The organism is Photorhabdus aballayi, assembly GCF_026153155.1.
Taxonomy (GTDB): Bacteria; Pseudomonadota; Gammaproteobacteria; order Enterobacterales; family Enterobacteriaceae; genus Photorhabdus; species Photorhabdus luminescens.
The window spans coordinates 1-26,173 of the sequence record NZ_JAPFCD010000020.1; the positions used below are offsets into that span (position 1 = coordinate 1).

Sequence of the window (26,173 nt, forward strand, 5' to 3'; positions counted from 1 at the left end):
GTGTGATGGAGGTGTTCAAGTTCGGCTTTTTGTTCATCGGTAATGAATATTTTCATGACGGATACCCTGAACCTCATTTGGGCGAAAATCAAGCAGTTTCAATGAGCACAGGTATATACCCAATGGATTTCAAGATGCATCGCGACGGCAGGGGAGCGAATCCCCGGGAGCATAGATAACTATGTGACCGGGGTGAGTGAGTGCAGCCAACAAAGAGGCAACTTGAAAGATAACGGGTATAGATCTCATTCAGATTTAACTATGACTAATCAATTTTATTCTTTGAATACTTTATATATCTCATTTGCTCCATTTAAAATCGGTTCAGTAGAAAGCTGAAACCAATTACTAATCGTTCTCGAATTATTGATGTTTTGATCCAAAAGTGAAGAATCATATCTGTGAACACTTGCAGCGTATCCTATTTGCCTTGAAATTTCACCTAATGTAATTTCAGGAATGGATGTGATTAAGTAAGCAATATTTTCTGAAATTTCTTCTTTGTTTTTCACTTTAACTGATTGGTGTTTTGAAAGTATGCGGGAGACGGTTTTTGATATTTTAACCCCCTTCAAGAGATGTTTTTCAAGAGTGTTTAAGAAATCCTTCTTATTTAACCTTTTTTCAATCTTTGTATACAGTTCGGTGTATAGGATATCAAAATGGAGTTGAATTTGACTAGCATGAACCATGCTTAAGTCATAGGTAGAAAATAACTCACCGCATAAATTGCTATCCTTTCTATATTCATGCACCTTATCAATATACTTAATTAAAAAAAATGTTGACTCAAAGTTATAAATAGTCATGTCATCTAAATTGTATGGTAACTCGTATTGTTCAAAGCATAACCTTATAATTCTTTCTAATTTTTCATTATCGTTATTTTTTAGGAATATTTCAGCTAATACTTTTTTTGCTGCAATATCATCTGGATGTTCTTCTATCTGTTGTGTAAAATCTTGAATTGCCATTTCCGTTAACTTGGTATCAATTGACCATTTGTGGGCCAAAATTGATAGTTTTAGATTAGTGAGATATAAGTCTCCAGGGAAATATATGAGCCCATCTTGTATTGTAGATATAGCATCAAATACTTTATTACCTTGATAAAGAGACAGTGTTTTATGATAAAATATAGAGCTCATATCAAAACCTGTTTGAATAGCAATATTCATTGCTTGATCATATAGCTCTACTGCATTAAGAGGAGATTTTCTTATGTCGCGGATCATTCCTGCTTTAGTTAGAACTGCTTCAATTAGCTCTGGGTTAATACTTAAAGCCTGATCAAGGCAAGAGAACGCTTTTTTATTTTTACCTAACTCACAATAACATTGTGCTAAATTCTTCCACGTCTTTGCATCTTTGGGATTTATTTTTAACACTTCACCATAATTTCTTATGGCATTATTAAAATTACCTATCGCTAAATCCATATTTGCATAATTATAGTAGTCTAACCAATCCCAACATTCTCCATGTAGAGCTTCTTCATGTATTTTTTTTGCATCTTTAACAAGATTAAGGTTCTTTTCTTTTATTCCTTTCTCACAGAAAATACAGGCTTTAATTTTAAGGATATGATTGTTTTTCAATCCTTTATTTTCAAACTTTATAATGACCATTAAAGCTTGATCATACTGATACAAATTATAATAACTTAAAGATAATAAGCTGATCTCCCCTAATGTAGGATCCTTCTTGTTCTTTAGTTTTCCCACTATAGAATCATAATTTTTATTCTTGAAGAAATTTAATAATAAATCATAACTGACTTCTTCAGTAATCAAGTTTTCTAACACGCCTTTTTCTAAAGAGTTTAACCCTAGATTGATGATTATCTCATTTTTATTTTTTATAGTGATATAAATCTCATTAATACTTTCACCATTAAGAGTTTTATGAAAGGAGTAATTAAACGTTTTTGTTTCTGCTTTTTTATTTTTATTAAATTTCTCTAAAATTATGGAGTTCCACTCCCAGTAGACAACATCTTCAGATATAGAATGAATTATAAATATAGAGCTAAGTGTATTCGATAGATAGTTTATGGTTTTGATTGGCACGGGATATTTAAAGTTACCATCTGAATCGACAAGTTGATTTCTTCTGCTCTTAAGTTGAATGTGGCTTCTAATGTTTGTTGCAAAACCATCTTCGATAATTTCTAGAATACAATCAACACCATAATCGCCACCACTTTCTTTACGAAGAATAAATTTTTCAGATGGAATTATTGATTCTATTTTTCTAAAACTATCGGTTTCTTGCTGATGTGTTGGATAAACCTGAGGAAGCATTCCCATAATAATTACCTGTTTAAAAAACATATCTATGATTATTCTACTAATCGAAATAAAAGTAAAATTAAACATATCTCATCACCACAGCCCGCGCACTTGTGATATGTAACGCCCGCGCTTGTCTCTATACTCCAGAACTATCGTCTCTTTCCTAATGTACCACCGCGTCAGATAATGTCGAATGTTATAGGCAATACCAGCTACTGATCACAAATCGAACTTGTTTATCCAGACAGCTCAGAAAAATGAGTCATGTCACGTTTATCAGACAGAAAGCTCAACACAGAAATGTCTAATAAAACTACATAGGCTTTGGCCTGATGGTCGACATGTACTCATAATATTTTTGAGGTTATGAGTTATTCGAATATGGAAATGTTGAGTAAACTGAAAATCAGCTAATAAATGGCTGATGATGTCTTTGGGATGATCTATTTGCCTCAAAAGCTCACGTGCTAGGATATTAAAATTCATTTTTCGCTCAAATAAGAAGTGTTAAAGGTTTTATTTGTGCCTCATTTATTATAAGACCTTTTAAAATATCAAAATATCAAAATATCAAAATATCAAAATATCAAAATATCAAAATATTAAAACCAGCCGGTTTTATAACAGAGCTTTTTTGTTCCTGACTGGGAGATTTGAACCTTGGCAGGCTTTTATATACTTGTCAATAAGTTATCCAACCTGAGTACATTCAAATGATTCATCAATCCCGCAGTAATTCAAAGAATAAGCACTAGCTTTTCTCAACAAGCTCAATAAGCCGTAAATAACGAGGATCCGTTACTAGGCTCGGTTCCACCTCTTCGATCAGTGCAAGCACTTTTTGTAACTCGTATGGTGGACGAGTGAGACTTAACGGTGTAATTCTGTTCATTAAATCCAGTGTCGTTTCAGGAAAGTAAGCTGTAATGGGCACTTTATTACCAAACTCTTGTGAGAATCGGTAGAATGGACGATTATCCGTTTCAACTGGTACCAAGAACATTTTCACTGCCTCGTAAACACTAGGAAAGCTATCGCCAGTATCATCAAGTAGACCTATCCATGCCTTCACCGAAGCGGTTGTCCTGTATCGGTGTTCTTTGGGCCAGTCCTCACTAATTAACGGAATAACATGTTTGGTCCAGCCGTTTTCGTTTTTCTGTCCAACCAAGCCCAACCAAAAAAGGAATCGATTTCGAGTCTCATCAGTCATTACTCGTAAAATCGAGCGTATTTCTCTTCGGGAAAGGCCTCCAGGTTCATCAGGGTGAAAGACTCTTAAGAAGCCTAACCACTGGGCGGCTACCACTGAATAGTCTCCTTCCCAGGAACACCTTTCGAGCCAGGGTATGAGCTTAAGCAGAAGGGGTTTGATAAGTCTGGCCAAGGGAGGTGAAGGTACATGACCATCATGAAGAAAGCCGTTCCAGGCTGGTTCCGAAGAGAGATGTTCAAAGGCCAACATCGGAATGAGATGTTCCTCTGTCCAGCTAGGGTCAACAAACATTAGCCAGTTCAACTTGCTAGCCGTTATTGCCACTGCATGGTCCGCACCTTCTCCCGGGGCCGTAAAGAGATGCTCGATACGTGACTTAATATAATCAGGAATAAGTGAACCGGCCTGCTGTTCTGCCCCAGGTATAGCTTGAAAAAGGGCTTGGGTACACTTACCTACAGGGCCGTTGATTGCATGACTGAAAGTGCGTCGGGATTGATTAATAACTTCTCCACCTCGGTGGATCTCACCAAGGCCGCTTTTCGTGGCATTAGCCTCACCGCTCAGTATGCCTTCAACGATACGATCATAAACTGTCCAACCGAGATCGGCATCAAATTTAAGAGTTGCAATTAAGTTTTGTTCGAGCCAACGGCTCAATGTATGACGTAATTCGACGATAACTGTGTTCGGGAGTCGTGCTACACGATTCAGAAATACCCACATCAGTCTGGGTTTAATGTCTGCAGGAAGTTCACTTATCATCGACGACCAGAATTCTTCAGGATAATCGTCAGTTTTTCCCGCAATCGTCAGCGCGGACAACGCTTTCCACGGATTTTCTTTTACTAAACCGGTAAAAGGCCGCTTCCTAGTAAAGTCATCATTTTCCTGCTTTAGTTCTTCTCTTGCCTTAGGAATTATTTCGTTTAAAGGAAGATCCAAAACTACATCTGGTTTTTCGTCCGTACCAACCCAGCCCGTGCGGGAGCCCCAGCTGATTACCACCGAGGTTGCCCAGCCGTCATTCCATGCAGAAATTCTTTTGATCATCACGGCAAGCCGATCACTATAAATTTCTGCCAGTTCACAGCCTTGCAGCTCGAGGTAGCGAGCGTACTTGGCTGCTAATACTTCCCTTTCTTCCAAGAATTCTTCATCAGACCAGTAAGGGAATTGATTGGGACCTGTCAGAATGCGCTCGATAATTTGGTCCTGGTTCTCATGAGAGAATTCTTTCCAGCGGTCTGCCAGTAGGAAAAGAAGCTCTCGAGTAACATTTGTGTCCCAGAAGTCCTTATGTTCTAAGGACAAGACTTCTTTGGCAACATGATCAGCCCCAAATACGTTCGTTTTACTGAACGCATACAGTTTGAGTTTCCTGAAGTAGTACTGTTCTGTTGCGGGCCAAATCGTTGCATGTGCATTTGCCAATTCAGGCCATTTGGCAGCTACTCGATCATAAAGTCGGATAAACCAGATAAATATTTCTGCAGATTTATTGAAGAATTCTTCTCCTTCGACCTCACGATCTGGATAGCAGCTAGGAGTTGGGAAGTAGAACTCCTCAATATCCTCCAACAGTCCTGAGGCAATGGTTAATTGCTTCTCAAGGATGTCAAATACCTGTAACAATACATCATCAGGGACGTCTATATCTTCGTTGTGTCTTTCAGTGAACACAACTTCGTATTGACCTAATTCACTTAAATGGATTTCCTCCCAAGGGCTCTTCGGCGGTCTGACATGCCCCAAGCCATACGGCGGTTTAATCTCCAGCCGCGGTGTCATAACCCTACGGAATTCTCGCAGGACGCTTGCAGTCCAACCTTCAGCATCAATACGTGCTTTCAGTTCATACCAACCATTATCATAATGATAATTACGAGGATCCTGATGATGTTCAATGATTAGATTCCAGATATGACGAACACCCTTATGAACAGAGCCTAAGTAGCCTGTTTGCCATTCAAACTGTTTTAACAAATGTGGATGGAGTCTATTCTGCCGGATAGCCCACCAGGCGATTACCGGACTATCGATTGATTTGCCAAGCCAAGTGATGAGATGGGCAAGCCTTTTTGGAATTGTTTCGAAGGGCCCAGCAAGCCGATGAAAATCATGTGGGTTATTATCTTCATCCCTCCAGATAATGAGATTATCGTTTCTGATGCCTTTTTTACGCTCATCGTCAGATATATCTTTCAGATCGTCATCGAGTCCATAAGCGTCTTGTGGATCAAACGTTTCTGCATCAGCTTCATCAAATTCGCTATATCTTTTCTTCTTTTTGGCTGATCGAATATTCGCATCCATTACACATATCCATTCTGGATGTGGGCGCGGCTCTGCTTCGGCGAATAATCTCGCACCTTGTGCGGTGCGAAGAACATGAGCGACCTGACCACGCTCATGGGGAGTCAGAATTTTCGGGTCTTGCTGGCTTTTAGAGATTATAGAAGCTCGCCATCTACGTGGGTCATCTGCTCGTTCTGCCCATGCTTCCATACTCTTCCAAAACACAGGATGGTCGGAATAGGCTATGGCTGTAACTCCTCGATCACGCCATTTGGCTTCGATCTCCTCAGGAAGTCCACGATCAAATGCATAGAGTCGGGAACGGTCATACTGACCATCATGATTGAGTCCCTGAAGAAGATATTTGACCGGTGGATCTTCTGCTTGATAGCCAACCAATACAACGATGTAGTGATCAAGAAGAAGTTTGATAAAGTTGGTAGCCCATCCTTCTGAAAGATAAGCACGTCCAAAATCTGCACTACTCAACACGTAAGGATGATTTTCAGAGGCAGCCTCCACCAGTCGCCCATGCAGATACGTTATTCCCTCAATTTTCGAACCGAAGTTCAGGTCAGGAAATGCTGGCGGAACGTGCCTGGTAAGTTTCACTCCCTTTTGACCTACTTCGAATAATCGGTCGAAGTTCGTAGTTACAATCTGCGGTACTCCACTCTTGTTTGAGGAAATTCGTTTGATCAGAGCATGCTCGTACCCAATATCTTCGTTAGCTTGAGGAGCATTTAGACGCTTAGTGACAAGAGCATTAACTTCATCCTTGCCATATTCAAGGTGGAGCAGGTTGAAAATTTGGTCGAGAGGGACATTCGCCGCAGATTGGTCGTGTAGCCATGGGCGAAATGCAGTCATGATTTCTGAGTCGCATGGTGGGTCAAAGCATTCAATTACGTACCGAGTAAGGTCTACAAATGTTGGCATTCCAGATGATAACGAAACACCAGCACCACATAGAAATACGACTCGACCAGTATCACAGCGTTCTAAGAGGATATCAGGTATGGAGGGCCCTTCAGAATGGAATCTCATGAGCTTAACTTATCAAGGCGTTAATTTTATTCTTAGATTTTACTATTTTTAGCAATGTGATGAAACCTAGGGGGTATTAGAAATTCTTTGTCATTCCAGTGATATAATTCAAAAGGAATGAAAAAATGATTCAGTCTTTCGATTTCGACAATATCCTGAAAACAATTCAGGATGGTTAGGCTATGACGATATTAATCACGACGAATAATTTAAACACTTCTTAGCCGTAGATGAACTGACCCATCAAACTAGAAGATCCTGCCCTTTATTTTGAGCCGACCTACGACTCAGATGCATGCTTGGGTAGGAACAAGTGCTTGTAGTGATCCCCTTCAATGCAATCTTTTGACCAGAAACTTGCAGCTCTTTGTAGATGAAGCAAGATTTAACTCCTGACTTTTAGGCTTTACTCACTTACCTCTGATAAATCCGACTGTTAGAGGTGATTCAGATAACCCCATATACTGACACAACTCTTAATTTAAAAAAAGCATTAGTAGCCAAAGTGTAAGTGGCATCATATCCCCTATTGGCAGCCTTGAGAATTAGGTAGCAACTTTAGATTGTAATTAAAACAATAATCTTATTGTGATACCTAAAACAATCTGCTTACCTAAATCCATTTAAAAGGATGTTTTTGTATTGATACTTAGGCGCGTTAGGTTGTGATTTCAATCGCTTTCGCAGCATGGGGGAGTAAAATCCATTCTGATTTTACCTTATTTCAAGTGAGTTGAAACACGTACTCACTTACTTTTTCACATAAGTGTCAAGTAATGAAACCCATCAGCCTTTCGCCTCAATGAGATTGAACTATGCCTTAATCTCATTTCACCTCACATGAGCAGAATCGTTTTCGCACATCCAGCCCACGTTTGTGCTATTAGCATCTTAACGCTAGCTCTATTACGCTATTACGGTGGGCTTAGTAAACTATCGTAAGTTGGCAATGCCAGAACTTACCTGAATAATTCCAGAAATGTTATCTGAGCCAAAAAAAGAGCTTGCTCTACTCTGATTAGTATGGTTATAGTTTTCCGGCATCCGGTGTCAGGACGTTAATCCTGACAACTCAGAAGACGACACATGGTGCCCCAAACATCTTTCTTGTGCTATTAGTCTGACTCACCTTTTTTCCAAACATTGGATATAACCAGTGTCTTTCAAGAACAATGATGGCTCAAGCGGGGAAGCCGAAATATTTACCAATACTTTCAGAGCTGGTTGCACCATCCCTGTCCGGGCTACCACTAGCGAAATTGGCATATCCGGTGGAAACCCTTACCCACTTCTCTTGAAGGAGTCTGCCACCATGCTGGCTACTACCCCACTCCAAAATTTCCCTAAATTCGAATATCGTTTTCTGGTCCTGCCACACGCTGACATGGCGACTAAACCTTGCTGCGTCTCTGTTAAGGTTTCTACCGAACTGGAAGCCCGATGCATACTGGCGCCTCATTTTATCCTGTTCTTTGCCGCCTAGGAGGTACGTCATGCATAATTCTCTTGACCTCGTTGACGCGATGAACAAAATCGAATGCCTAGCCGCTGCTGCTCAGTTTCTGACGAGCAATGAAGAAGAGCGCATGGTTCAAATGGAACTGCTCAGCATCATCGAAGATACCGCCCGTAAGGCACATGATTTCAAAGGAGGTAGCGATGCGTAACTATTTCCAGATCAAAGGCTATGGCATCAATAAACGCGGACTGATAGTAGATATCAGCTATCAGATCATTCCTTCCACCAACAAACATACCACCGCAAACGCATTACAGAAGGCGGAGTAAGATGGCCTTACCCACGTCACCTCAATGTGCAGGAGATAGCAGCATGACCCATAGTCAAATGTCCCTTGAGGAAGTAATTAGCCGAGTACAGCAAGCGCAGACGGTGCTGTCTGTCTGGATGAAAGCTCTAACCACTGACGACGGTAACGTGCCGGACATGGTTGATTCAGTGATAACCATTCTGGACGGCCTACCAGATGCAATCGCACTTCAAATGGAGGAACCAAGCATGAGCCATGAGACCACTCTCCCTGAGATGGCTGAGAAAGCATGCCAAGCAGAAATCATTTGCCGAATGTTGGAAAGTTACCCGCATGAGATGACTGAGCCTGAGCTTGAAGCTATTTACTCCTTGCTTAGCAAATTAATCGGTAATGTTGCCTATTGGCTGGTCGAAGAGCTGGCCCGAAAAGGAGGCAGGTAATGGCTATCGAGTTCACTGAAATCGACCAGCAGGCGGCGGAATTGAGAAAAGCACGCTCTATTCTTTCTTTGATTACGGATAGCCTACCTAACACCGATGAGAACGAAGAATGCTCATGGGCTATTACGGCAGCATACAGCATCGTTTCCAATGTTATTGAGGCGCTAGATAAAATAGTTTCCATCCACCTACAGGAACTCCATGAAGGAAATAATAACTATGAGAGCTAACATCACTAACAACGTTCACCTCAATAGATTAGCCGACAGGTTTAAAAGTCTCTGAAAGGAAAGCACATTAAATAAAGAGGGTTTCAGGAGCTGACTGGAGAAGAAAACATCAGAGAAAAGCCCTTACGGCCACATGAGTTACCATTTCCGATTAAGATAAATCCTACTCTGGCGCTACCGCCTCTCCCATACTGATAGATGATTGGTGCTTATAGATTCGGATAACTATACTTTTTCCAAAGGCTTTCGATTGGCCTTAGGATTAATCTGAATGACAACTTTTGGGGATGGAGATAAATATGAAAAAAGTAGCGATTACCATTCTTTTGGCGCTAGCTCTGTCTGGTTGCGACAAACCGAAAATTGATGCGTCAAATGATGAATCAATGAAAGAATCAATTCAAAAGGTTAGAGAATCTTTACCCGAAGATAAGAGATCTCAGTTTGATGATGCTCTTATGATTGTCGCATTTAGCCAAATAAGTATGCAGGACCTTATACAGGGAGGAATGAGTGATAACTCATCCATACTTGAGGACAAAATGAAAGATTCCTTGGCAGGTAAGACTGGGGATGAAGTGATTACCTACGCTGATACAGTCAAGAAGGAACGAGCCGCGAAGGAAAAAGAACAAGCTCTGCAAGAGATAAAAGAGCTAGAAGAGAAACAGCAAGTCTCAAATAAAAACCTTGAGCAACTGAAAGCTTTCAAGGTGACAAGATCTCGGTTCTATTTTGAAAAGCAACAATATGGCAGAGATCAGCCGGTCATATCATTGAGTGTGGAGAACGGGACTACAAAGTCTGTCTCCACAGCTTACTTTAAAGGCGTTATTGCTAGTCCCGATAGAGAAGTACCTTGGTTTAGCGACTCATTCAGTTACCAAATTTCAGGCGGCCTTGAGCCAGGTGAGAAAGCTGATTGGGATTTAGCGCCAAACAGATTCTCAGATTGGGGAACAGTTGATGCTCCCGCGGATGCTGTTTTTACCGTAACAGTCATTCAAATAGATGATGCTGAGGGTAATTCAATTTTTGGCGATACCTCATTCAATGATGAAGATGCCTCTAGACTCGCAGAACTCAAAGCGAAATATCCTGAGGATACCCACTAAAAATGGACTAAAGTAGCCCACCGCTAGGTGGGTTATTTTGCGGAATGTTTCCATTTGATGTGGGCCGCTTCCAGACCGACCAGTGAGCCATCCAGACGTAAATCATAGCCACAAATGGCACACGGTAGTGATAAGCACGCAAAACTACATCACGAAAACGTGGATCACGGCTACTTGACTTCTTATTAATATCAAAACCGAGTCGTTCAGAAATAACAGATAGAATAACTGTTATCGAATCATATTTTCGCAAGGATAATTTATTGGTCAAGATATTTTCACCAAATTAAAAATTTTCATAATAAATTATTAATTCATCTTCTCCTCCAATAAATTATTTAAATGAATACAAATTCATTTACCCACAGCATAATTATGTTGCAACTATTATACGAAGTTACGAAACATTATAAATTGCAATTATTACCAATCAAAACTTCATTATATAAAAACAAATATCTAATTAGATTGGCATTATAAATAAAAAAGATAATCATATTAAACACCTAACAATAAATCACTTATTTTCTGTGCTAATCAAGATAATTTGTATTTCTCTCAAAATACACATAATAATCATTTGCACTGGTGGTTTTAATATGTTAATTATTTTCACTTGTTAAGATTTATTTTTTCTCTAACACATCTTGAACTACTTATGTAGTTGAATAACATAACATTATTATTACTTTTCTCAAAATATCAAGAGGAGACTGTTATGGCATTACAAGAAATTGGAAAGATGAGTCTTAAAAACTCAGGCGGATTTATTGCTAGAATCCAATTTAGTTATATGGATGGCGACGGTGAAAAGCATTTAAGTAATAAAGGTAATGATATTAATCTTGGAGCAACAAAAACTGCTGATCCAGGCGATCTTGGCGTTCCTGATGGCGCAATGATTTTTATGCATGTGTCTGTAGTATGGGGAAATGATAATGAAGCTCGTCAAACTTTTTTATACAAAAAAGGAAGTCAATCAACTGCGAGTTATGTTATCAGTGGCACGACATTAAATAATGATCTCGGCTTGATCGATGTTTCGTAATACATATAGGCCCTCCATTTTGGGGGCCTGTTTTATAAATTAATCACATTTCACATCTTATCCCTTCAATTACAGCACACCTGATAAAACTAGAAATTTAACTTTGTGGAAACCTTGGATTCTCCTTAATCTAGTAAACACTTCTAACTTATTTAGTGAATAACTCCCAAGAATCTCGTTACTTAACCAATACTTTGCCAGCCAGTAGAACTATGTTGAATATTATGGAACTCTCAATAACCGGTGCAAAGTTAAGTTATTTCTGCACAACCCGCCTTTTCCTGAAAGGACATCTATGACCATGACAAATTCATAGTTTTCCAATTATCTCTAGTAAGCTATTTTAAAAATACGTATTGATGTTAAAATTTTTGTACCATTTCTACAGATGCGAAATCATATTCTTAATAAACTATTACAAAGAACAACCCGATTGATTTTTTAATCTGTATTCGCAAACGCGTAGCACTGTCTATTCAGAAGGAGAGCTTATGAAATCAAGAGCTGCTGTTGCATTCGGACCAGGCCGCCCCCTTGAAATTGTTGAAATCGATGTAGCCCCGCCCCAAGCCGGTGAAGTGTTGGTCAAAATCAGTCATACCGGCGTGTGTCATACGGATGCCTTCACCCTGTCAGGGGATGATCCGGAGGGCGTTTTTCCTGTCATACTTGGGCATGAAGGCGCTGGCGTAGTCGTTGAGGTTGGCGAAGGCGTAACCAGCGTCAAACCCGGTGACCACGTTATCCCTCTTTATACCGCAGAATGCGGAGAATGCCTGTTTTGCCAATCAGGAAAAACCAACCTGTGTGTAGCTGTGCGGGCAACTCAAGGGAAAGGCGTAATGCCGGATGGCACAACCCGTTTTTCCTACAAAGGGCAGCCTATTTATCATTATATGGGATGCTCCACATTCAGCGAGTACACAGTGGTAGCCGAAGTATCACTGGCAAAAATCCACCCGGAAGCAAACCATGAAGAAGTGTGCCTACTGGGCTGTGGTGTCACTACTGGCATCGGCGCAGTGCACAATACCGCGAAAGTGCAATCCGGTGACTCTGTCGCCGTCTTTGGACTCGGCGGCATTGGCCTCGCCGTGATCCAAGGCGCTCGTCAGGCAAAAGCTGGCAGGATCATTGCCATCGATACAAATCCGGCAAAATTTGAGCTGGCAAGACAGTTCGGCGCCACCGACTGCCTGAATCCGAATGATTACGATAAACCTATCCAACAAGTCATTATCGGGATGACGGAATGGGGAGTAGATCATACTTTCGAGTGTATTGGTAATGTCAATGTGATGCGTGCTGCGCTCGAAAGCGCACACCGTGGATGGGGGCAATCAGTGATTATTGGTGTGGCTGGCGCTGGACAGGAAATCTCAACCCGACCATTCCAACTGGTCACAGGTCGTTCGTGGCGAGGCACTGCCTTCGGTGGTGTCAAAGGCCGTAGTCAGTTGCCTAAAATGGTGGAAGAGGCAATGAAAGGTGAAATTGAGTTAAAACCTTTTGTTACTCACACCTTACCGCTCGAACGCATTAATGAAGCATTCGATCTGATGCATGAGGGAAAATCTATTCGTACAGTCATCCATTACTAAGCTGTTCTGAGGGAGTTAAAAACCATGCTGTAATAGGTAGTTTTTAACAAAACAAGAAACGATAGCCCCAGGTTCACCATGAAATGAGTGAGCCTGTATGTTTTACAGAGAGGAAAAAGAATGGAGAGGATTGAACGCCACACTTGTTTTGGGGGATGGCAGGATGTTTATCAGCATGAATCGGCCGTACTTGGCTGCACCATGAATTTTGCAGTCTACCTTCCTCCTCAGGCTGAACATCAGAAATTACCTGTGCTGTATTGGCTCTCGGGCCTAACCTGTAATGAGCAGAATTTCATCACTAAAGCGGGAGCTCAACGCTACGCTGCCGAACAGGGTATTATCCTTGTCGCCCCAGATACCAGCCCTCGTGGTAAGAAAGTTGCAGATGATGACGCTTATGATTTAGGTCAGGGCGCCGGTTTTTACCTCAATGCAACACAAGAACCTTGGGCGCAGCACTATTGCATGTATGATTATGTGGTGTCAGAGCTACCAGAGCTGATCGAAACACACTTCCCGGTAACAGCCGCACGAGCCATTAGTGGTCATTCTATGGGCGGTCATGGCGCACTGATGATCGCACTACGCAATCCAGATCGTTACCACAGCGTATCGGCCTTTTCACCGATTGTTGCTCCCTCTCAGGTTCCTTGGGGAGAAAAAGCTTTTCGCACTTATTTGGGCGAAGATCGTGACACATGGAAAACCTATGACACAATCGAGCTGCTAACCAATAGCGCCAAATCATTGCATATGCTAATTGATATCGGTACCGACGACCCATTTCTTAAAGAACAATTACGTCCTGAGCTGTTGAAGAATGTATGCGAAAACAGTGGGCATTCCTACACGCTGAACCTGCGCACCGGTTATGATCATAGCTACTATTTCGTCGCCAGTTTTATCGGCGAGCATATCGCATATCATGCCAACGTATTGAAGGGAACTTGTTCTGATAATCAATAAACCACACACAAGTCCATCAATTTTTTACTATAAAGGATGCTCAAATCAATACAAGTTCAGACAAAAAGCCCGACATTAAAAGGCATTAAGGAAGTTTTTTTACCACATGTATCTTGGGTCAATCCTGTAAAGTAGGCCGCTGGTTTGAAGTGAGTTCTCCAGCGGCATCCTGCCAAATCCTGCAACAATTTTATGAAGAATCACTGGAATAACTTATTAAAAGGCAGAAGATATAGGGAACAAACTTTTCATCGATGACAAAATAAAAAATGCGATTCGTCATAAATAAATTGAATAATATCCCATGTAAGATATTGGAGAACAAAACACCCAATGAATTATTTTTAAATCAAAAAATTATCTTATAGTATAGATAAAATCATTTTCACTTATTATACCAATATACACACTTTAATAAATCATTCACCCAAGATGATAAATCTTAGTCATAAACCCACTAGATAATTGACTACGAAAAAATCAGGATGGCAAAACATCTAATGAATTATTAGAGAAATATGAAACTATTTACTAACAGTGTAATTATGTCGCAATTACTATGCAAAACAATTGAAATTATTACCAATAAAAATAATAAAGTTATTATTGTATAAAAATAACCATCTCATTAGATTATATTGTAAAGAAAAAATAGGAACCAGATTACATATCTAATGAAATAAAATCGCTTATTCTGGTATTTATCAAAATAATTTTTGTTTTTGCTAAAATGCACATAATAATTATTTGATCTAATGGTTTTAATATGTTATTTATTTTTACCTGTGAATATCTATTTTTTATTTAACACATCTTAAATTGCCTATGTATCTGAATAACTAAACGTTATTAGTTTTTTCTCAAAAGGAGACTGTGATGACATTGCAAGAAATTGGCAAGATGAGTCTTAAAAATTCAGGTGGATTTGTTGCTAGAATCCAATTCAGTTATATGGATGGCGACGGTGAAAAGCATTTAAGTAAACAAGGTAATAATATTACTCTTGGATTAACCGATACCGTTGACCCAGGCGATCTTGGCGTTCCTGATGGTTCAATAGTTTTTATGCATGTATTTGTAGTATGGGGAAATGATAATGAAGCCCGTAAAGCTTTTTTATACAAAAAAGGAAGCCAAATACTTGCTAGCTACGATATCAGTGGTACGACATTAAGCAATGATCTTGGTTTAATCGATATTTCGTAATAGATATAAACTTTTCATTTTTAAACTGCCTCCCTATGTACGGATTAGTGTCCAACATTTGGGAGACAGTTCATGCTTGCACTCTCTCACATTCCGAGCCTGAAAACACGTTTATCAGGCATTGTTCCTAATATTTCAGTCACTCTTCTACATGTACACCATCACACCAAAAGTGTGTTAGTTAGTAGCGAAATTCTTTTTTGTGATTTGAGTTATAAAAATCCATTTGAAAAAAAATAGTTCTGTTCATCTCCAGCACAGTACTGTTACTTTAGTATCTCTGTATCTTCTTATAGAGCTCCGGTATTAAATCATTACCTATTATTTGGTTGGAAATATAGAGGTGAAGACTTGAGCGATTTTATATTCTCGAAAAACCATCTGAATCCCTTTCAATCTCAGTTGGAGGAACTTGATGCAAAATTAGTTCCTATTGAGGGAGAGGTTCCTTCAAAGTTAAAAGGTACTTTCTTTAGAATTGGTCCCGGTCGCCTGCACAGGGGAGACGAATATTATAATCATCTATTTGATGGGGATGGGATGATATTCAAAGTAACGTTCAGTGATAATGGGGTATTCTATAGAAACAGACATGTATTAACAAAGGAATACTTAAGAGAGGAAAAAGCTCAAAAGTTACTGTATCGCTCAGTTGGAACCGTCCCCAGAAAAATAAAATTCAGGATGAGATTTTTTATTATTAAAAATACGGCAAATACAAATATTGTGTATCATTCTCATAAACTTCTGGCGTTATGGGAAGGAGGGATGCCACATTTAATTAATCCTGTAACTCTTGAGACAATTTCAAAATATGATTTTTCTGGAAAGCTAAGAACACGACTTTCCTTCCTTCCCAAACTTAACCTTTGTGAAGCACCATTTACAGCACATCCTAGAAAAATATCAGATGATGATAATTTATATGGATTTGGCGTGACATATGGTATTGGATCTAAGTTGACGCTATACAAAATAGACAGTGCCGGCGACCTGACTGTTATACGCAATATTCAGCTTAAGAAAAGGTACTTAATTCACGATTTCATAGTGACAAAAAATTACTTTTTATTTTTTTTAGGTGGGCCGCATATAAAACTTACGTTGAGGAATATAATTGGCAATGAAAGCATCCTTGCATCCATGAATTCACGTGAAAGTGAAGATAGCAGGATTCTTTTAGTTTCAAGAGAATGCCATGATGCGAAATTCTATGATGCAGTTCCTGGATTTATTTTCCATTTCGTAAATGGCTATGAAGATGCCAATGGGAATGTGATTTTCGATGCCTCATTTTGGAGGTCATTCCCAGTATTTACACACAATATATTTGAAAATAATAGCTCAGAGCTTTGTCGTTTTACTTTATGTACTGCATCCGGGAATATCGATAAAGAAATTTTATTCAGGGGAAATACTGATTTTCCAGCCATAAACCCTATCGTCTGTGGTAGAAAGCACAGATATGCCTGGTTCGTTTGCTGGGGGGATTCTGAAAGTGAAGAGAAATCAATAATTAAATTTGATTTTTTTAACAAGAGTGTATTAAGCCACAGTTTTGATAATGATTTGCCTGAAGAGCCTGTTTTTGTAGCCAAAGAGGATTCTGTTAAAGAAGATGATGGTTGGCTTATTTTTAGGGTTTATGTCGAAAAATTGCACTGTACAGATATCGTGGTTTTAAATGCTGATGATCTCTCAGTAGTGTGCAGATTACGTTTGCCGCACCATATTCCAATGGGAATGCATCACTGCTGGATAAATGAAGTTATGCTGGAAGCCTAAAGCCTATCATTGTTTTTCAAATGGCTTAGTGAAATTATTTACGTGATTCGGGAAATATTTATGAACGTTAATACTGCACGCGTTATGAATTACGAAGAGACATTACTGGAGCTACAGAGTGCGCTACAACAGCACCTGGAACTGGTACTTCCTTCAGGAGCCCCGGATGACAAAGTCTGCGCAGCCATGCGAGAAAGTACGCTGGTGTCTGGAAAACGTATCCGCCCCCTCTTATTGCTGCTCATAATCCTGGATCTTGGAGAAAACCCCAAGAAGACTGACTTTCTACAACTGGCATCTGCAATTGAAATAGTGCATGCAGCCTCATTAATTTTAGACGATCTTCCCTGTATGGATAATGCTGAGCATCGGCGCGGACACCCAGCTATTCATCGGCAGTATGGTGAAAGTGTCGCGATCCTAGCGGCTGTAGCCTTGCTGAGCCGAGCTTTTGGCCTCATTGTAGAAACAAACCTTCCTGAATACGATAAATCTGCTGCTGTCGCCATACTTTCCCATGCAGTTGGTTTAAACGGTCTTGTCCAGGGGCAGTTTCGCGATCTGAATAATACATTCTGTACTGGTAATTATCATACCATTGCGACCACCAACAATTTAAAAACCGGTTTGCTTTTCGACGCAACATTTCAGTTAGCGGCAATTGCTGTGAATGCACCTGATATAACTCGTCAGGCATTGCGTCATGTATCACAGCATTTGGGGCAGGCGTTTCAATTACTGGATGACTTGAACGATGACCAGAATAATACAGGTAAAGATATGTATCAGGATAAGGAAAAGTTAACAATGGTTACACTGCTCGGAAAATCTAAAGTGCATGAACATTTACGCAGGCACATCAGATACATTGATAAATATTTGGCAGTAGTGGGTCGCAGAAATTTAGCCTCACAATATTTTATACGATACTGGTTTGATAAAAACATTGCGATGTTTAATTAATTTCAACCTTGGCCTGAAAAAAATGAAAAATATCGATCACACTCAGCGTAAAAATGAGCATCTGGATATTATATTCCATTCCCCTCAAACTGAGACCCAAGTAAGAACGGGGTTTGCTGAGCGGGGAGCAGATAAAAGTCGCCTGCTTTTGCACAGGAAGCGCCGATATTGCTGCGCTGCGTACCGCTGTTCTGCTACCAACATGAATTTTTCCACTATGACTGCATATCTTTAACCTCTTTCAACAAACACGAATTTCCGTGATGTATATGACTCTCAATGAGATTAGTAACTTTGTGATTGTCGGAGGATCAACAAAATGATGTACGACTGGGATCTGATTTTGGTGGGGGGAGGATTGTCCAACGGGCTGATCGCGATGCGTCTTCAACAGTGTAAACCACATCTGCGAGTGTTGCTTATTGAAAGTACAGAAATAATAGGAGGTAATCACACATGGTCATTTCATCAACATGATCTTACTGAGGCGGAACATGGATGGATTGCACCACTGATCACCTATCGCTGGTCAGGTTACGACGTAATTTTTCCAGCATTTCAACGCACATTGCCACATTCATATTTCAGTATCACGTCCCAACACTTTGCAAACATACTCCGAGCATATTTGGGTAAGCGTATACAGACTCGTTTATTGGTAAAGGAGCTGACTCCACAGAAAGTTTACTTACAGGACGGCTCGGCTCTAAGCGCAGGCGCAGTCATTGATGGGAGAGGCTGGCGACCGGGGCCATTTATGGGGTGTGGTACCCAGGCATTTTTTGGTCAGGAATGGGAACTGGAAGAAGCGCACTCTTTAACCCACCCGATTTTAATGGACACCAGTGTGGGACAGGATACAGGTTATCGATTTGTCTATGTCTTGCCGTTTTCCTCAACTCGTCTGCTGATAGAGGACACTCACTACGTTGATCGGGGACCACCGGATAAGACCTTGTCACAGGCAACTATCGCAGAGTACGCAAAGAGGCATGGCTGGAAACTGGGGAAATTAGTTCGAGAAGAGAGCGGTTGTCTCCCGATTACACTTACAGGGGATTTTACCTCTTTCTGGGCACAACTAGCAGGCCAGCCCACCTGCGGGTTACGCGCAGCTTTGTTTCACCCCACAACAGGCTACTCTCTGCCACACGCCGTTCGGTTAGCAGATCGTATCGTTGCTCTGCCAGAGCTTACCGATACATCCTTATTCATTACCCTCAGGGATTACGCACGACATCAGTGGCAACACCAGCGCTTTTTCCGTCTTCTAAATCGCATGCTCTTCCTGGCTGGGAAGCCACAACAACGTTGGAAAATGATGCAGCGTTTTTATCAACTTTCCCCAAATTTGATTGCACGTTTTTATGCAGAGCAACTTAATGCCGTCGATAAAGCCCGGATTCTCATAGGTAAACCTCCGGTGCCGATAAAAGGCGCCCTAAAGGCAATGTTTAAACAACACAAGAAGCTTCAGGGTTTTTATCATGATTAAAGCGCTGGTAATTGGTGCTGGGTTTGGTGGGCTGGCGCTGGCAATAAGGCTCCAGTCCGCGGGGATTCCGACATGTATTTTGGAACAACGGGACAAGCCGGGTGGACGCGCCTATGTTTATAAGGAACAGGGGTTCACCTTTGATGCCGGCCCCACCGTAATCACCGCTCCCAATGCCATTGAAGAATTGTTCACACAGGCTGGTAAACGTATGGCTGATTACGTCGATTTACTTCCCATACGCCCTTTTTATCGGCTCTGTTGGGAATCGGGCAAGATATTTGATTACGACAATGATCAGCAACATCTGGAAGCTCAAATTCATAGGTTCAATTCAGGTGATGTCAACGGATATCGACGCTTTCTGGACTATTCCCGGGAAGCCTTTAATGAAGGCTACCTAAAACTTGGAACAGTGCCCTTCCTCTCTTTTCGCAATATGCTGAGTGCGGCGCCACAGTTGGTACGTCTACACGCATGGCGTAGTGTTTATAGCCATGTGGCGCACTTTATCAAGGATGAGAGTCTGCGCCAGGCATTTTCATTTCACTCGCTACTGATAGGAGGTAACCCCTTTGTTGCACCTTCTATCTATACTTTGATCCACGCACTGGAACGAGAATGGGGGGTCTGGTTTCCGCGTGGAGGAACCAGCGCCTTGGTTGAGGCAATGGTGAAATTGTTTACTGACATTGGTGGAAAAATTGAGCTTAATGCAAAGGTAAAACGCTTCACCACCCATGACAATCGGGTTACAGGTGTACAATTAACTGATGGACGCAATATGACATGTGACGTTGTGGCCTCAAATGCCGATGTTATTCACACCTATAAGCACCTATTGGGTCAGCATCCGGTCGGAATGGCCCGCGCCCGAACACTGGCGCGTAAACGAATGAGCAACTCACTGTTCGTGCTTTATTTCGGTCTGAACCACCACCAGGCCCAATTAGCCCATCATACAGTTTGCTTTGGTCCACGCTATAAGGAACTCATCGAAGATATTTTTTATCATGACCGACTGGCGGAGGATTTTTCGCTCTATCTCCATGCCCCCTGTGTTACTGACCCATCCCTTGCTCCTCCGGGATGCGCAAGTTACTACGTTCTGGCCCCTGTACCACATCTGGGGACAGCTAATCTCAACTGGGATATAGAGGGGCCGCGCTTACGTGACCGTATTTTCGCGTATCTGGAAAAGCACTATATGCCAGGTCTGCTCAAGCAATTAGTCGTTCATCGTATCTTTACCCCATTTGATTTTCGTGACCAGCTAAATGCCCATCTAGGTTCGGCCTTCTCCTTTGAACCGTTGCTGACACAAAGCGCCTGGTTCCGACCACACAATCGGGACAGCCGTATTGATAATCTGTACCTCGTCGGCGCAGGCACACATCCTGGAGCGGGTATTCCCGGCGTGATTGGATCAGCAAAAACCACAGCCACATTGATGTTAGAAGATATCGCCAGATGAATCCCACGCTACTTAAACACGTTACTCAGATAATGAAGCAAGGCTCAAAAAGCTTTGCCAGTGTCACTCGACTTTTCGATAGGGCAACACGGAACAGCACAATGATGCTGTACGCCTGGTGCCGTTATTGTGATGATATAATAGACGGGCAAGAGCTGGGGAGACGAGTAAGCAATGTTGATAAGTATGACGCCCACGAGAAACTTCAAATGCTGCAATGCCTGACGAAGCAGGCTTATGATGGTTTACCGATGACCGAACCTGCTTTTGCAGCCTTTCAGACAGTCGCTCTGAGTCATGAAATCCCTCAGCAACAGGCCTTCGAACATCTGGAAGGATTCGCGATGGATGTACGCGGTGATCCTTGCAGAACGTTGGATGACACTCTGAGATATTGTTACCATGTCGCGGGAGTGGTTGGACTGATGATGGCAAGGGTGATGGGGGTTCGCGAGGATAGTGTGCTGGATCGGGCCTGCGATCTAGGAATTGCTTTTCAGTTAACTAATATTGCTCGAGATATTATTGAGGACGCAAAGGCCGGGCGTTGCTACCTTCCGCTAGAATGGCTTTACCAAGAAGGGTTAATGCCGGACACACTTATTTATACCGAAAACCGTCCTGCGCTAGCTCGGGTGGCATCCCGATTGATTGCGGAAGCGGAATCTTATTATACCTCTGCCCTGATAGGGCTTGCTGGTTTACCTTTACGTTCAGCCTGGGTCATAGCTTCTGCTCATAGTATCTATCGTGAAATCGGCATTAAAGTGCAGCAAGCAGGAGTACAGGCCTGGGAATGCAGACAAAAAACCAATCGTAGAGAGAAAGTTACCTTATTAATGACCGGCGCAATGCAGGCGTTTACATCTCGGGTGGCAACAATAACGCCTCGCGATCCCAAATTGTGGCAGCGGCCTCATTAAAACTTAATGCCGCTTCGTTGTGAGGTACCCTGTATTTTGTCACCTCAGCAGAGATGTTAACTAACCAACTTAGGTAATCCCGTATTTCTTTGTAAGCAAGATGCATCCCACTTAGATTTCATTTACGTTCAATTACCACTCTCACCGAGCAGGCGCCAATATTGTTGGATATAGCAACCTTCTAACAATAATCGCTATAAATATTGGTATGACTCCTGAATAACCGTGAGTCAAAGACATCCCGAAACCCACTATGAACTATGATTCAACCAATCAGGCTTAACCATATGAGATTTGCAATGGCTGGCGCAAAGTAGGTTATTTCTCCGCAACCAGCCTTTTCCTGACATGCTGCACTCTACTCCCTCTTTCGAGGGTTCAAACCCATTGCTGGGTAAGGATTAGTCAGGTTCGCAATAGGCATTCCAACAGCCTATGCTTATCACATCTAGACATGATAAGCACTTGTTTTAAAAAGCAAAACGGCGAACTCTAGAATGGAATGTCATCATCAAAATCCATTGGCGGCTCATTGCTCTGTGGAGCAAAAGATTGAGCTGGACGTGAAGGAGCGCCACCACCGCTGAACTGCTGAGATTGTTGCTGTGGTTGCGGCTGCTGTGGCTGTCCCCAACTTCCGCCTTGCGGTTGGCTATCCTGGAAATTACCACCAGCGCGGCTTCCCATCATTTGCATGGTGCCGCCCATGTTCACCACCACTTCTGTGGTGTAACGCTCCTGACCGTTCTGATCCTGCCATTTGCGGGTTTGCAGAGAACCTTCAATATAAACCTGTGAACCTTTACGCAGGTATTCTCCCGCGACTTCTGCCAATTTGCCAAACAAAACAACCCGGTGCCATTCAGTCTTCTCTTTCATCTCACCGGTCTGTTTATCGCGCCAGCTTTCAGAAGTCGCCAGAGTAATGTTAGTCACTGCACCGCCGTTTGGCATATAGCGGACTTCCGGGTCTTGCCCCAGGTTACCGATTAAAATAACTTTGTTTATGCCTCTGCTGGCCATTGGGAATACTCCTGATGAAATGAATTTCTACAATTATTAAGTAACGCAGTTTAACATGCGACACTAAAAATGAAACGCAGCCGCTTTAAAGCAGACTTTGCGAAGCTCACCGTACTTCCATGTTGTCATACCGTACTTATTACATTATTTCACTTAAATACTGTATATCTAATCAGTCAACTCTGTGTAATAATAACTCACTTATTATTATATACCCTATGGATTTCAAGATGAATCGCGGCGGCAAGGGAGTGAATCCCCGGGAGCATAGCAAACTATGTGACCGGGGTGAGCGAGTGCAGCCAACAAAGAGGCAACTTGAAAGATAACGGGTATATGCACGTATGAATAATCCGGGAAATGATTCATGGATAACATCGAAGTTCGGGGCGCACGTACCCACAATCTCAAAAATATCAATCTGATAATTCCCCGAGACAAGCTGATCGTTATCACGGGCTTGTCCGGCTCAGGTAAATCTTCTCTGGCATTTGATACGCTTTATGCTGAGGGACAGCGTCGTTATGTAGAATCGCTTTCAGCTTATGCGCGTCAGTTTCTGTCGCTGATGGAGAAACCCGATGTTGACCATATCGAAGGATTATCCCCGGCCATTTCCATCGAGCAAAAATCTACTTCCCATAATCCACGTTCAACCGTGGGGACAATTACCGAAATTCATGATTATCTACGTTTGCTGTTTGCCCGCGTAGGTGAACCACGTTGTCCAGAGCACGATATTCCATTGGCGGCACAGACGGTTAGTCAGATGGTAGATAATGTGCTAACACTGCCAGAAGGCCATCGTCTGATGTTGCTGGCGCCGATCGTCAAAGAGCGAAAAGGCGAGCATACTAAATTGTTGGATAATCTGGCGGCACAAGGTTATATCCGTGCTCGCATTGATGGTGAAGTCTGTGATCTATCTGATCCACCGAAATTAGAATTACAGAAAAAACATACCATTGAAGTCGTTATTGATCGCTTTAAAGTTCGCGCCGATCTGGCGCAACGTCTGGCGGAATCTTTTGAAACAGCGCTGGAACTTTCAGGCGGTACCGCTATTGTCGCCAATATCGATGATAATACAGCCGAAGAGCTGATTTTCTCTGCTAACTTTGCGTGTCCTGCATGTGGCTATAGCATGAGTGAGCTGGAACCTCGCCTATTCTCTTTCAATAATCCAGCCGGTGCTTGCCCAACTTGTGATGGTTTAGGTATTCAGCAATTTTTTGATCCTGATAGAGTCATTCAGAATGGTGATATCTCTCTAGCTGGTGGAGCAATTCGTGGCTGGGATCGTCGTAATTTCTACTATTTCCAAATGCTGTGTTCATTGGCGGAACATTATAAATTCGATATCGAAGCTCCCTTTAATTCCCTTAGCGCCAATATTCAGAAAGTGGTGTTGTACGGTTCCGGTAAACAATCCATCGAATTTAAATACATCAATGACCGTGGCGATACCACGGTACGCCACCATCCGTTCGAAGGTGTACTGCATAATATGGAACGCCGTTATAAAGAGACGGAATCCACCGCCGTTCGGGAGGAACTGGCGAAATATATTAGTAATCGCTCGTGTATTTCCTGCCACGGAACCCGCTTACGTAAAGAAGCCCGTTACGTATTTATTGAGAATACCACTCTGCCGGAGATCTCAGATTTCAGTATTGGCCATGCAATGGATTTCTTTCAAAACATTAAACTCAGTGGTCAACGTGCGCAAATTGCTGAAAAAGTATTGAAAGAGATCCGCGACCGTCTGAAATTCCTGGTTAATGTCGGTCTGAATTATCTGACTCTCTCTCGTTCTGCCGAAACTCTATCCGGCGGCGAAGCTCAACGTATCCGCCTTGCCAGCCAGATTGGCGCAGGTTTAGTGGGCGTGATGTATGTACTTGATGAACCTTCTATCGGGTTGCACCAGCGGGATAATGAACGCCTGCTGGAAACGCTAATCCACTTGCGCAATCTGGGAAATACCGTGATTGTGGTTGAACATGATGAGGACGCCATCCGAGCTGCCGACCATATCATTGATATCGGCCCCGGCGCAGGTGTACATGGCGGTGAAATCGTCGCGGAAGGCACAGTTAAAGACATTATGGTGAGCAAAGAGTCACTGACAGGTCAATTTCTGAGTGGCAAACGGGAAATTGCCATCCCAGAAAAGCGTATCCCGGCTGATCCGAAAAAAGTGCTGAAACTGATCGGAGCGAAAGGCAATAACCTGAAAAATGTGACGTTCAATCTGCCGGTTGGGTTATTTACTTGTATTACCGGGGTTTCTGGTTCCGGTAAATCGACGCTAATCAATGATACCCTGTTCCCCATTGCCCAACGTCAGTTAAATGGCGCGACCAATATCACCCCTGCACCTTATATCGATATTCAAGGGTTAGAGCATTTCGATAAAGTGATTGATATTGACCAGAGCCCGATTGGCCGAACTCCCCGCTCTAACCCGGCAACTTATACCGGCGTATTCACACCCGTCCGTGAATTGTTCGCTGGCGTACCTGAATCACGCGCCCGTGGTTATACACCCGGACGATTCAGTTTTAACGTCAAAGGTGGGCGCTGTGAAGCTTGCCAAGGTGATGGTGTTATTAAGGTAGAAATGCACTTCTTGCCTGATATTTATGTCCCTTGTGATCAGTGCAAAGGTAAGCGTTATAACCGTGAAACACTGGAAGTAAAATATAAGGGCAAGAATATCAATGAAGTATTGAATATGACGATCGAAGAAGCTCGTGAATTCTTTGATGCGGTTCCTGCTCTGGCCCGTAAACTGCAAACTCTCATGGACGTTGGTCTTTCTTACATCCGTCTGGGTCAGTCAGCAACAACGTTATCAGGCGGTGAAGCGCAGCGAGTAAAACTGGCACGTGAACTATCTAAACGCGGAACTGGGCAGACGTTATATATTCTTGATGAGCCAACAACAGGTTTGCATTTTGCTGACATTCAACAGCTATTAGCGGTTCTGCATCAATTACGCGATCAAGGGAATACCATTGTGGTTATTGAACATAACCTTGATGTGATTAAAACCGCTGACTGGATCGTGGATCTTGGCCCAGAAGGAGGTAGCGGCGGCGGCGAAATCCTGATTTCTGGTACACCAGAGGAGGTCGCCGAATGTGAAACATCACATACTGCACGTTTCCTGAAACCGATATTGAAAAAAGAAGCATAATTCGCAAACAAGGGGCAATTTAAGCCCCTTTATTTCTGACGACGATTTCTCAAACCTTTGAGGTAGAACCCC

At 42.1% G+C, this 26,173-nt stretch carries 19 protein-coding genes and 1 pseudogene; 16 read left to right on the plus strand and 4 right to left on the minus strand.

Annotated elements, in window-relative coordinates:
• Positions 1-275 precede the first annotated feature (275 nt).
• Positions 276-2,378: a tetratricopeptide repeat protein gene (locus OO184_RS12170; protein WP_265379412.1), complete on the minus strand. Its 2,103-nt coding sequence runs from the start codon at positions 2,376-2,378 to the stop codon at positions 276-278.
• A gap of 667 nt (positions 2,379-3,045) precedes the next feature.
• Positions 3,046-6,678, minus strand: a complete 3,633-nt coding sequence (locus OO184_RS12175; protein WP_265379413.1) for an SIR2 family protein — start codon at positions 6,676-6,678, stop codon at positions 3,046-3,048.
• 1,333 nt (positions 6,679-8,011) lie between these two features.
• Between OO184_RS12175 and OO184_RS25215 the strand changes: the two genes are divergently transcribed.
• The 6 genes from OO184_RS25215 to OO184_RS12205 all read left to right on the plus strand — a co-directional run bounded on the left by OO184_RS25215 (position 8,012) and on the right by OO184_RS12205 (position 10,412).
• Positions 8,012-8,338, plus strand: a complete 327-nt coding sequence (locus OO184_RS25215; protein ID WP_376712556.1) for a host cell division inhibitor Icd-like protein — start codon at positions 8,012-8,014, stop codon at positions 8,336-8,338.
• Positions 8,339-8,348: 10 nt separating this feature from the next.
• Positions 8,349-8,522, plus strand: a complete 174-nt coding sequence (locus OO184_RS12185; protein WP_265379414.1) for a hypothetical protein — start codon at positions 8,349-8,351, stop codon at positions 8,520-8,522.
• Complete coding sequence (locus tag OO184_RS12190) at positions 8,515-8,643, plus strand: hypothetical protein (RefSeq protein WP_265379415.1); 129 nt, start codon at positions 8,515-8,517, stop codon at positions 8,641-8,643. Before OO184_RS12185 ends, OO184_RS12190 begins: the two co-directional genes overlap by 8 nt.
• Positions 8,644-8,686: 43 nt before the next feature.
• Positions 8,687-9,067, plus strand: coding sequence for a hypothetical protein (locus OO184_RS12195; protein WP_265379416.1), 381 nt, complete (start codon positions 8,687-8,689; stop codon positions 9,065-9,067).
• Positions 9,067-9,297, plus strand: a complete 231-nt coding sequence (locus OO184_RS12200; RefSeq protein WP_265379417.1) for a hypothetical protein — start codon at positions 9,067-9,069, stop codon at positions 9,295-9,297. The genes OO184_RS12195 and OO184_RS12200 overlap by 1 nt, the downstream gene beginning before the upstream one ends.
• Before the next feature lie 299 nt (positions 9,298-9,596).
• On the plus strand, positions 9,597-10,412 hold the full coding sequence (locus tag OO184_RS12205) for a DUF6694 family lipoprotein (protein WP_265379418.1): 816 nt from the start codon (positions 9,597-9,599) through the stop codon (positions 10,410-10,412).
• Positions 10,413-10,459: 47 nt separating this feature from the next.
• Here the strand turns inward: OO184_RS12205 and OO184_RS12210 are convergent.
• Positions 10,460-10,617: pseudogene (locus tag OO184_RS12210) on the minus strand (phosphorothioated DNA-binding restriction endonuclease); the annotation flags it as partial.
• Between the two features lie 513 nt (positions 10,618-11,130).
• On the opposite strand from OO184_RS12210, the gene OO184_RS12215 reads away from it, so the two are divergent.
• The 9 genes from OO184_RS12215 (at position 11,131) to crtB (ending at position 21,876) form a co-directional block, all read left to right on the plus strand.
• Entirely contained in the window at positions 11,131-11,460 is a 330-nt protein-coding gene (locus OO184_RS12215) for a hypothetical protein (RefSeq protein WP_265379419.1), read from the plus strand.
• Between the two features lie 491 nt (positions 11,461-11,951).
• Complete coding sequence (locus OO184_RS12220) at positions 11,952-13,061, plus strand: S-(hydroxymethyl)glutathione dehydrogenase/class III alcohol dehydrogenase (protein WP_265379420.1); 1,110 nt, start codon at positions 11,952-11,954, stop codon at positions 13,059-13,061.
• A 120-nt stretch (positions 13,062-13,181) separates the two neighbouring features.
• A complete protein-coding gene (gene fghA, locus OO184_RS12225) occupies positions 13,182-14,030 on the plus strand; it encodes an S-formylglutathione hydrolase (protein WP_265379421.1) in 849 nt (282 codons plus the stop codon).
• Positions 14,031-14,906: 876 nt separating this feature from the next.
• On the plus strand, positions 14,907-15,236 hold the full coding sequence (locus tag OO184_RS12230) for a hypothetical protein (protein ID WP_049582936.1): 330 nt from the start codon (positions 14,907-14,909) through the stop codon (positions 15,234-15,236).
• Between the two features lie 351 nt (positions 15,237-15,587).
• Complete coding sequence (locus OO184_RS12235) at positions 15,588-17,021, plus strand: carotenoid oxygenase family protein (RefSeq protein WP_265379422.1); 1,434 nt, start codon at positions 15,588-15,590, stop codon at positions 17,019-17,021.
• A gap of 60 nt (positions 17,022-17,081) precedes the next feature.
• Positions 17,082-17,984 carry a polyprenyl synthetase family protein gene (locus OO184_RS12240; RefSeq protein WP_265379423.1) on the plus strand — a complete coding sequence of 301 codons (903 nt, stop codon included), beginning with the start codon at positions 17,082-17,084 and terminating at the stop codon, positions 17,982-17,984.
• A gap of 319 nt (positions 17,985-18,303) precedes the next feature.
• Positions 18,304-19,479 (plus strand): lycopene beta-cyclase CrtY, encoded by a 1,176-nt coding sequence (crtY, locus tag OO184_RS12245; protein ID WP_265379424.1) that lies wholly within the window; start codon positions 18,304-18,306, stop codon positions 19,477-19,479.
• The gene (locus OO184_RS12250) at positions 19,472-20,953 is read left to right on the plus strand and encodes a phytoene desaturase (protein ID WP_265379425.1); all 1,482 of its coding nucleotides are present in this window, start codon (positions 19,472-19,474) and stop codon (positions 20,951-20,953) included. Before crtY ends, OO184_RS12250 begins: the two co-directional genes overlap by 8 nt.
• On the plus strand, positions 20,950-21,876 hold the full coding sequence (gene crtB, locus OO184_RS12255; RefSeq protein ID WP_265379426.1) for a 15-cis-phytoene synthase CrtB: 927 nt from the start codon (positions 20,950-20,952) through the stop codon (positions 21,874-21,876). The genes OO184_RS12250 and crtB overlap by 4 nt, the downstream gene beginning before the upstream one ends.
• 492 nt (positions 21,877-22,368) lie before the next feature.
• Here crtB and OO184_RS12260 read toward each other — a convergent pair whose 3' ends face one another.
• Complete coding sequence (locus tag OO184_RS12260) at positions 22,369-22,899, minus strand: single-stranded DNA-binding protein (RefSeq protein ID WP_088373561.1); 531 nt, start codon at positions 22,897-22,899, stop codon at positions 22,369-22,371.
• A gap of 367 nt (positions 22,900-23,266) precedes the next feature.
• Here OO184_RS12260 and uvrA point away from each other — a divergent pair, with 367 nt between their 5' ends.
• On the plus strand, positions 23,267-26,101 hold the full coding sequence (gene uvrA, locus OO184_RS12265; RefSeq protein ID WP_265379427.1) for an excinuclease ABC subunit UvrA: 2,835 nt from the start codon (positions 23,267-23,269) through the stop codon (positions 26,099-26,101).
• The last annotated feature ends 72 nt before the right edge of the window (positions 26,102-26,173 follow it).

Coding starts and splice junctions, on each gene's coding strand:
- OO184_RS12170 (WP_265379412.1), bottom strand. CDS start 2,378: ATGTTTAATTTTACTTTTATTTCGATTAGTAGAATAATCATAGATATG.
- OO184_RS12175 (WP_265379413.1), bottom strand. CDS start 6,678: ATGACTGCATTTCGCCCATGGCTACACGACCAATCTGCGGCGAATGTC.
- OO184_RS12185 (WP_265379414.1), top strand. CDS start 8,349: ATGCATAATTCTCTTGACCTCGTTGACGCGATGAACAAAATCGAATGC.
- OO184_RS12190 (WP_265379415.1), top strand. CDS start 8,515: ATGCGTAACTATTTCCAGATCAAAGGCTATGGCATCAATAAACGCGGA.
- OO184_RS12195 (WP_265379416.1), top strand. CDS start 8,687: ATGACCCATAGTCAAATGTCCCTTGAGGAAGTAATTAGCCGAGTACAG.
- OO184_RS12200 (WP_265379417.1), top strand. CDS start 9,067: ATGGCTATCGAGTTCACTGAAATCGACCAGCAGGCGGCGGAATTGAGA.
- OO184_RS12205 (WP_265379418.1), top strand. CDS start 9,597: ATGAAAAAAGTAGCGATTACCATTCTTTTGGCGCTAGCTCTGTCTGGT.
- OO184_RS12215 (WP_265379419.1), top strand. CDS start 11,131: ATGGCATTACAAGAAATTGGAAAGATGAGTCTTAAAAACTCAGGCGGA.
- OO184_RS12220 (WP_265379420.1), top strand. CDS start 11,952: ATGAAATCAAGAGCTGCTGTTGCATTCGGACCAGGCCGCCCCCTTGAA.
- fghA (WP_265379421.1), top strand. CDS start 13,182: ATGGAGAGGATTGAACGCCACACTTGTTTTGGGGGATGGCAGGATGTT.
- OO184_RS12230 (WP_049582936.1), top strand. CDS start 14,907: ATGACATTGCAAGAAATTGGCAAGATGAGTCTTAAAAATTCAGGTGGA.
- OO184_RS12240 (WP_265379423.1), top strand. CDS start 17,082: ATGAACGTTAATACTGCACGCGTTATGAATTACGAAGAGACATTACTG.
- crtY (WP_265379424.1), top strand. CDS start 18,304: ATGATGTACGACTGGGATCTGATTTTGGTGGGGGGAGGATTGTCCAAC.
- OO184_RS12250 (WP_265379425.1), top strand. CDS start 19,472: ATGATTAAAGCGCTGGTAATTGGTGCTGGGTTTGGTGGGCTGGCGCTG.
- crtB (WP_265379426.1), top strand. CDS start 20,950: ATGAATCCCACGCTACTTAAACACGTTACTCAGATAATGAAGCAAGGC.
- OO184_RS12260 (WP_088373561.1), bottom strand. CDS start 22,899: ATGGCCAGCAGAGGCATAAACAAAGTTATTTTAATCGGTAACCTGGGG.
- uvrA (WP_265379427.1), top strand. CDS start 23,267: ATGGATAACATCGAAGTTCGGGGCGCACGTACCCACAATCTCAAAAAT.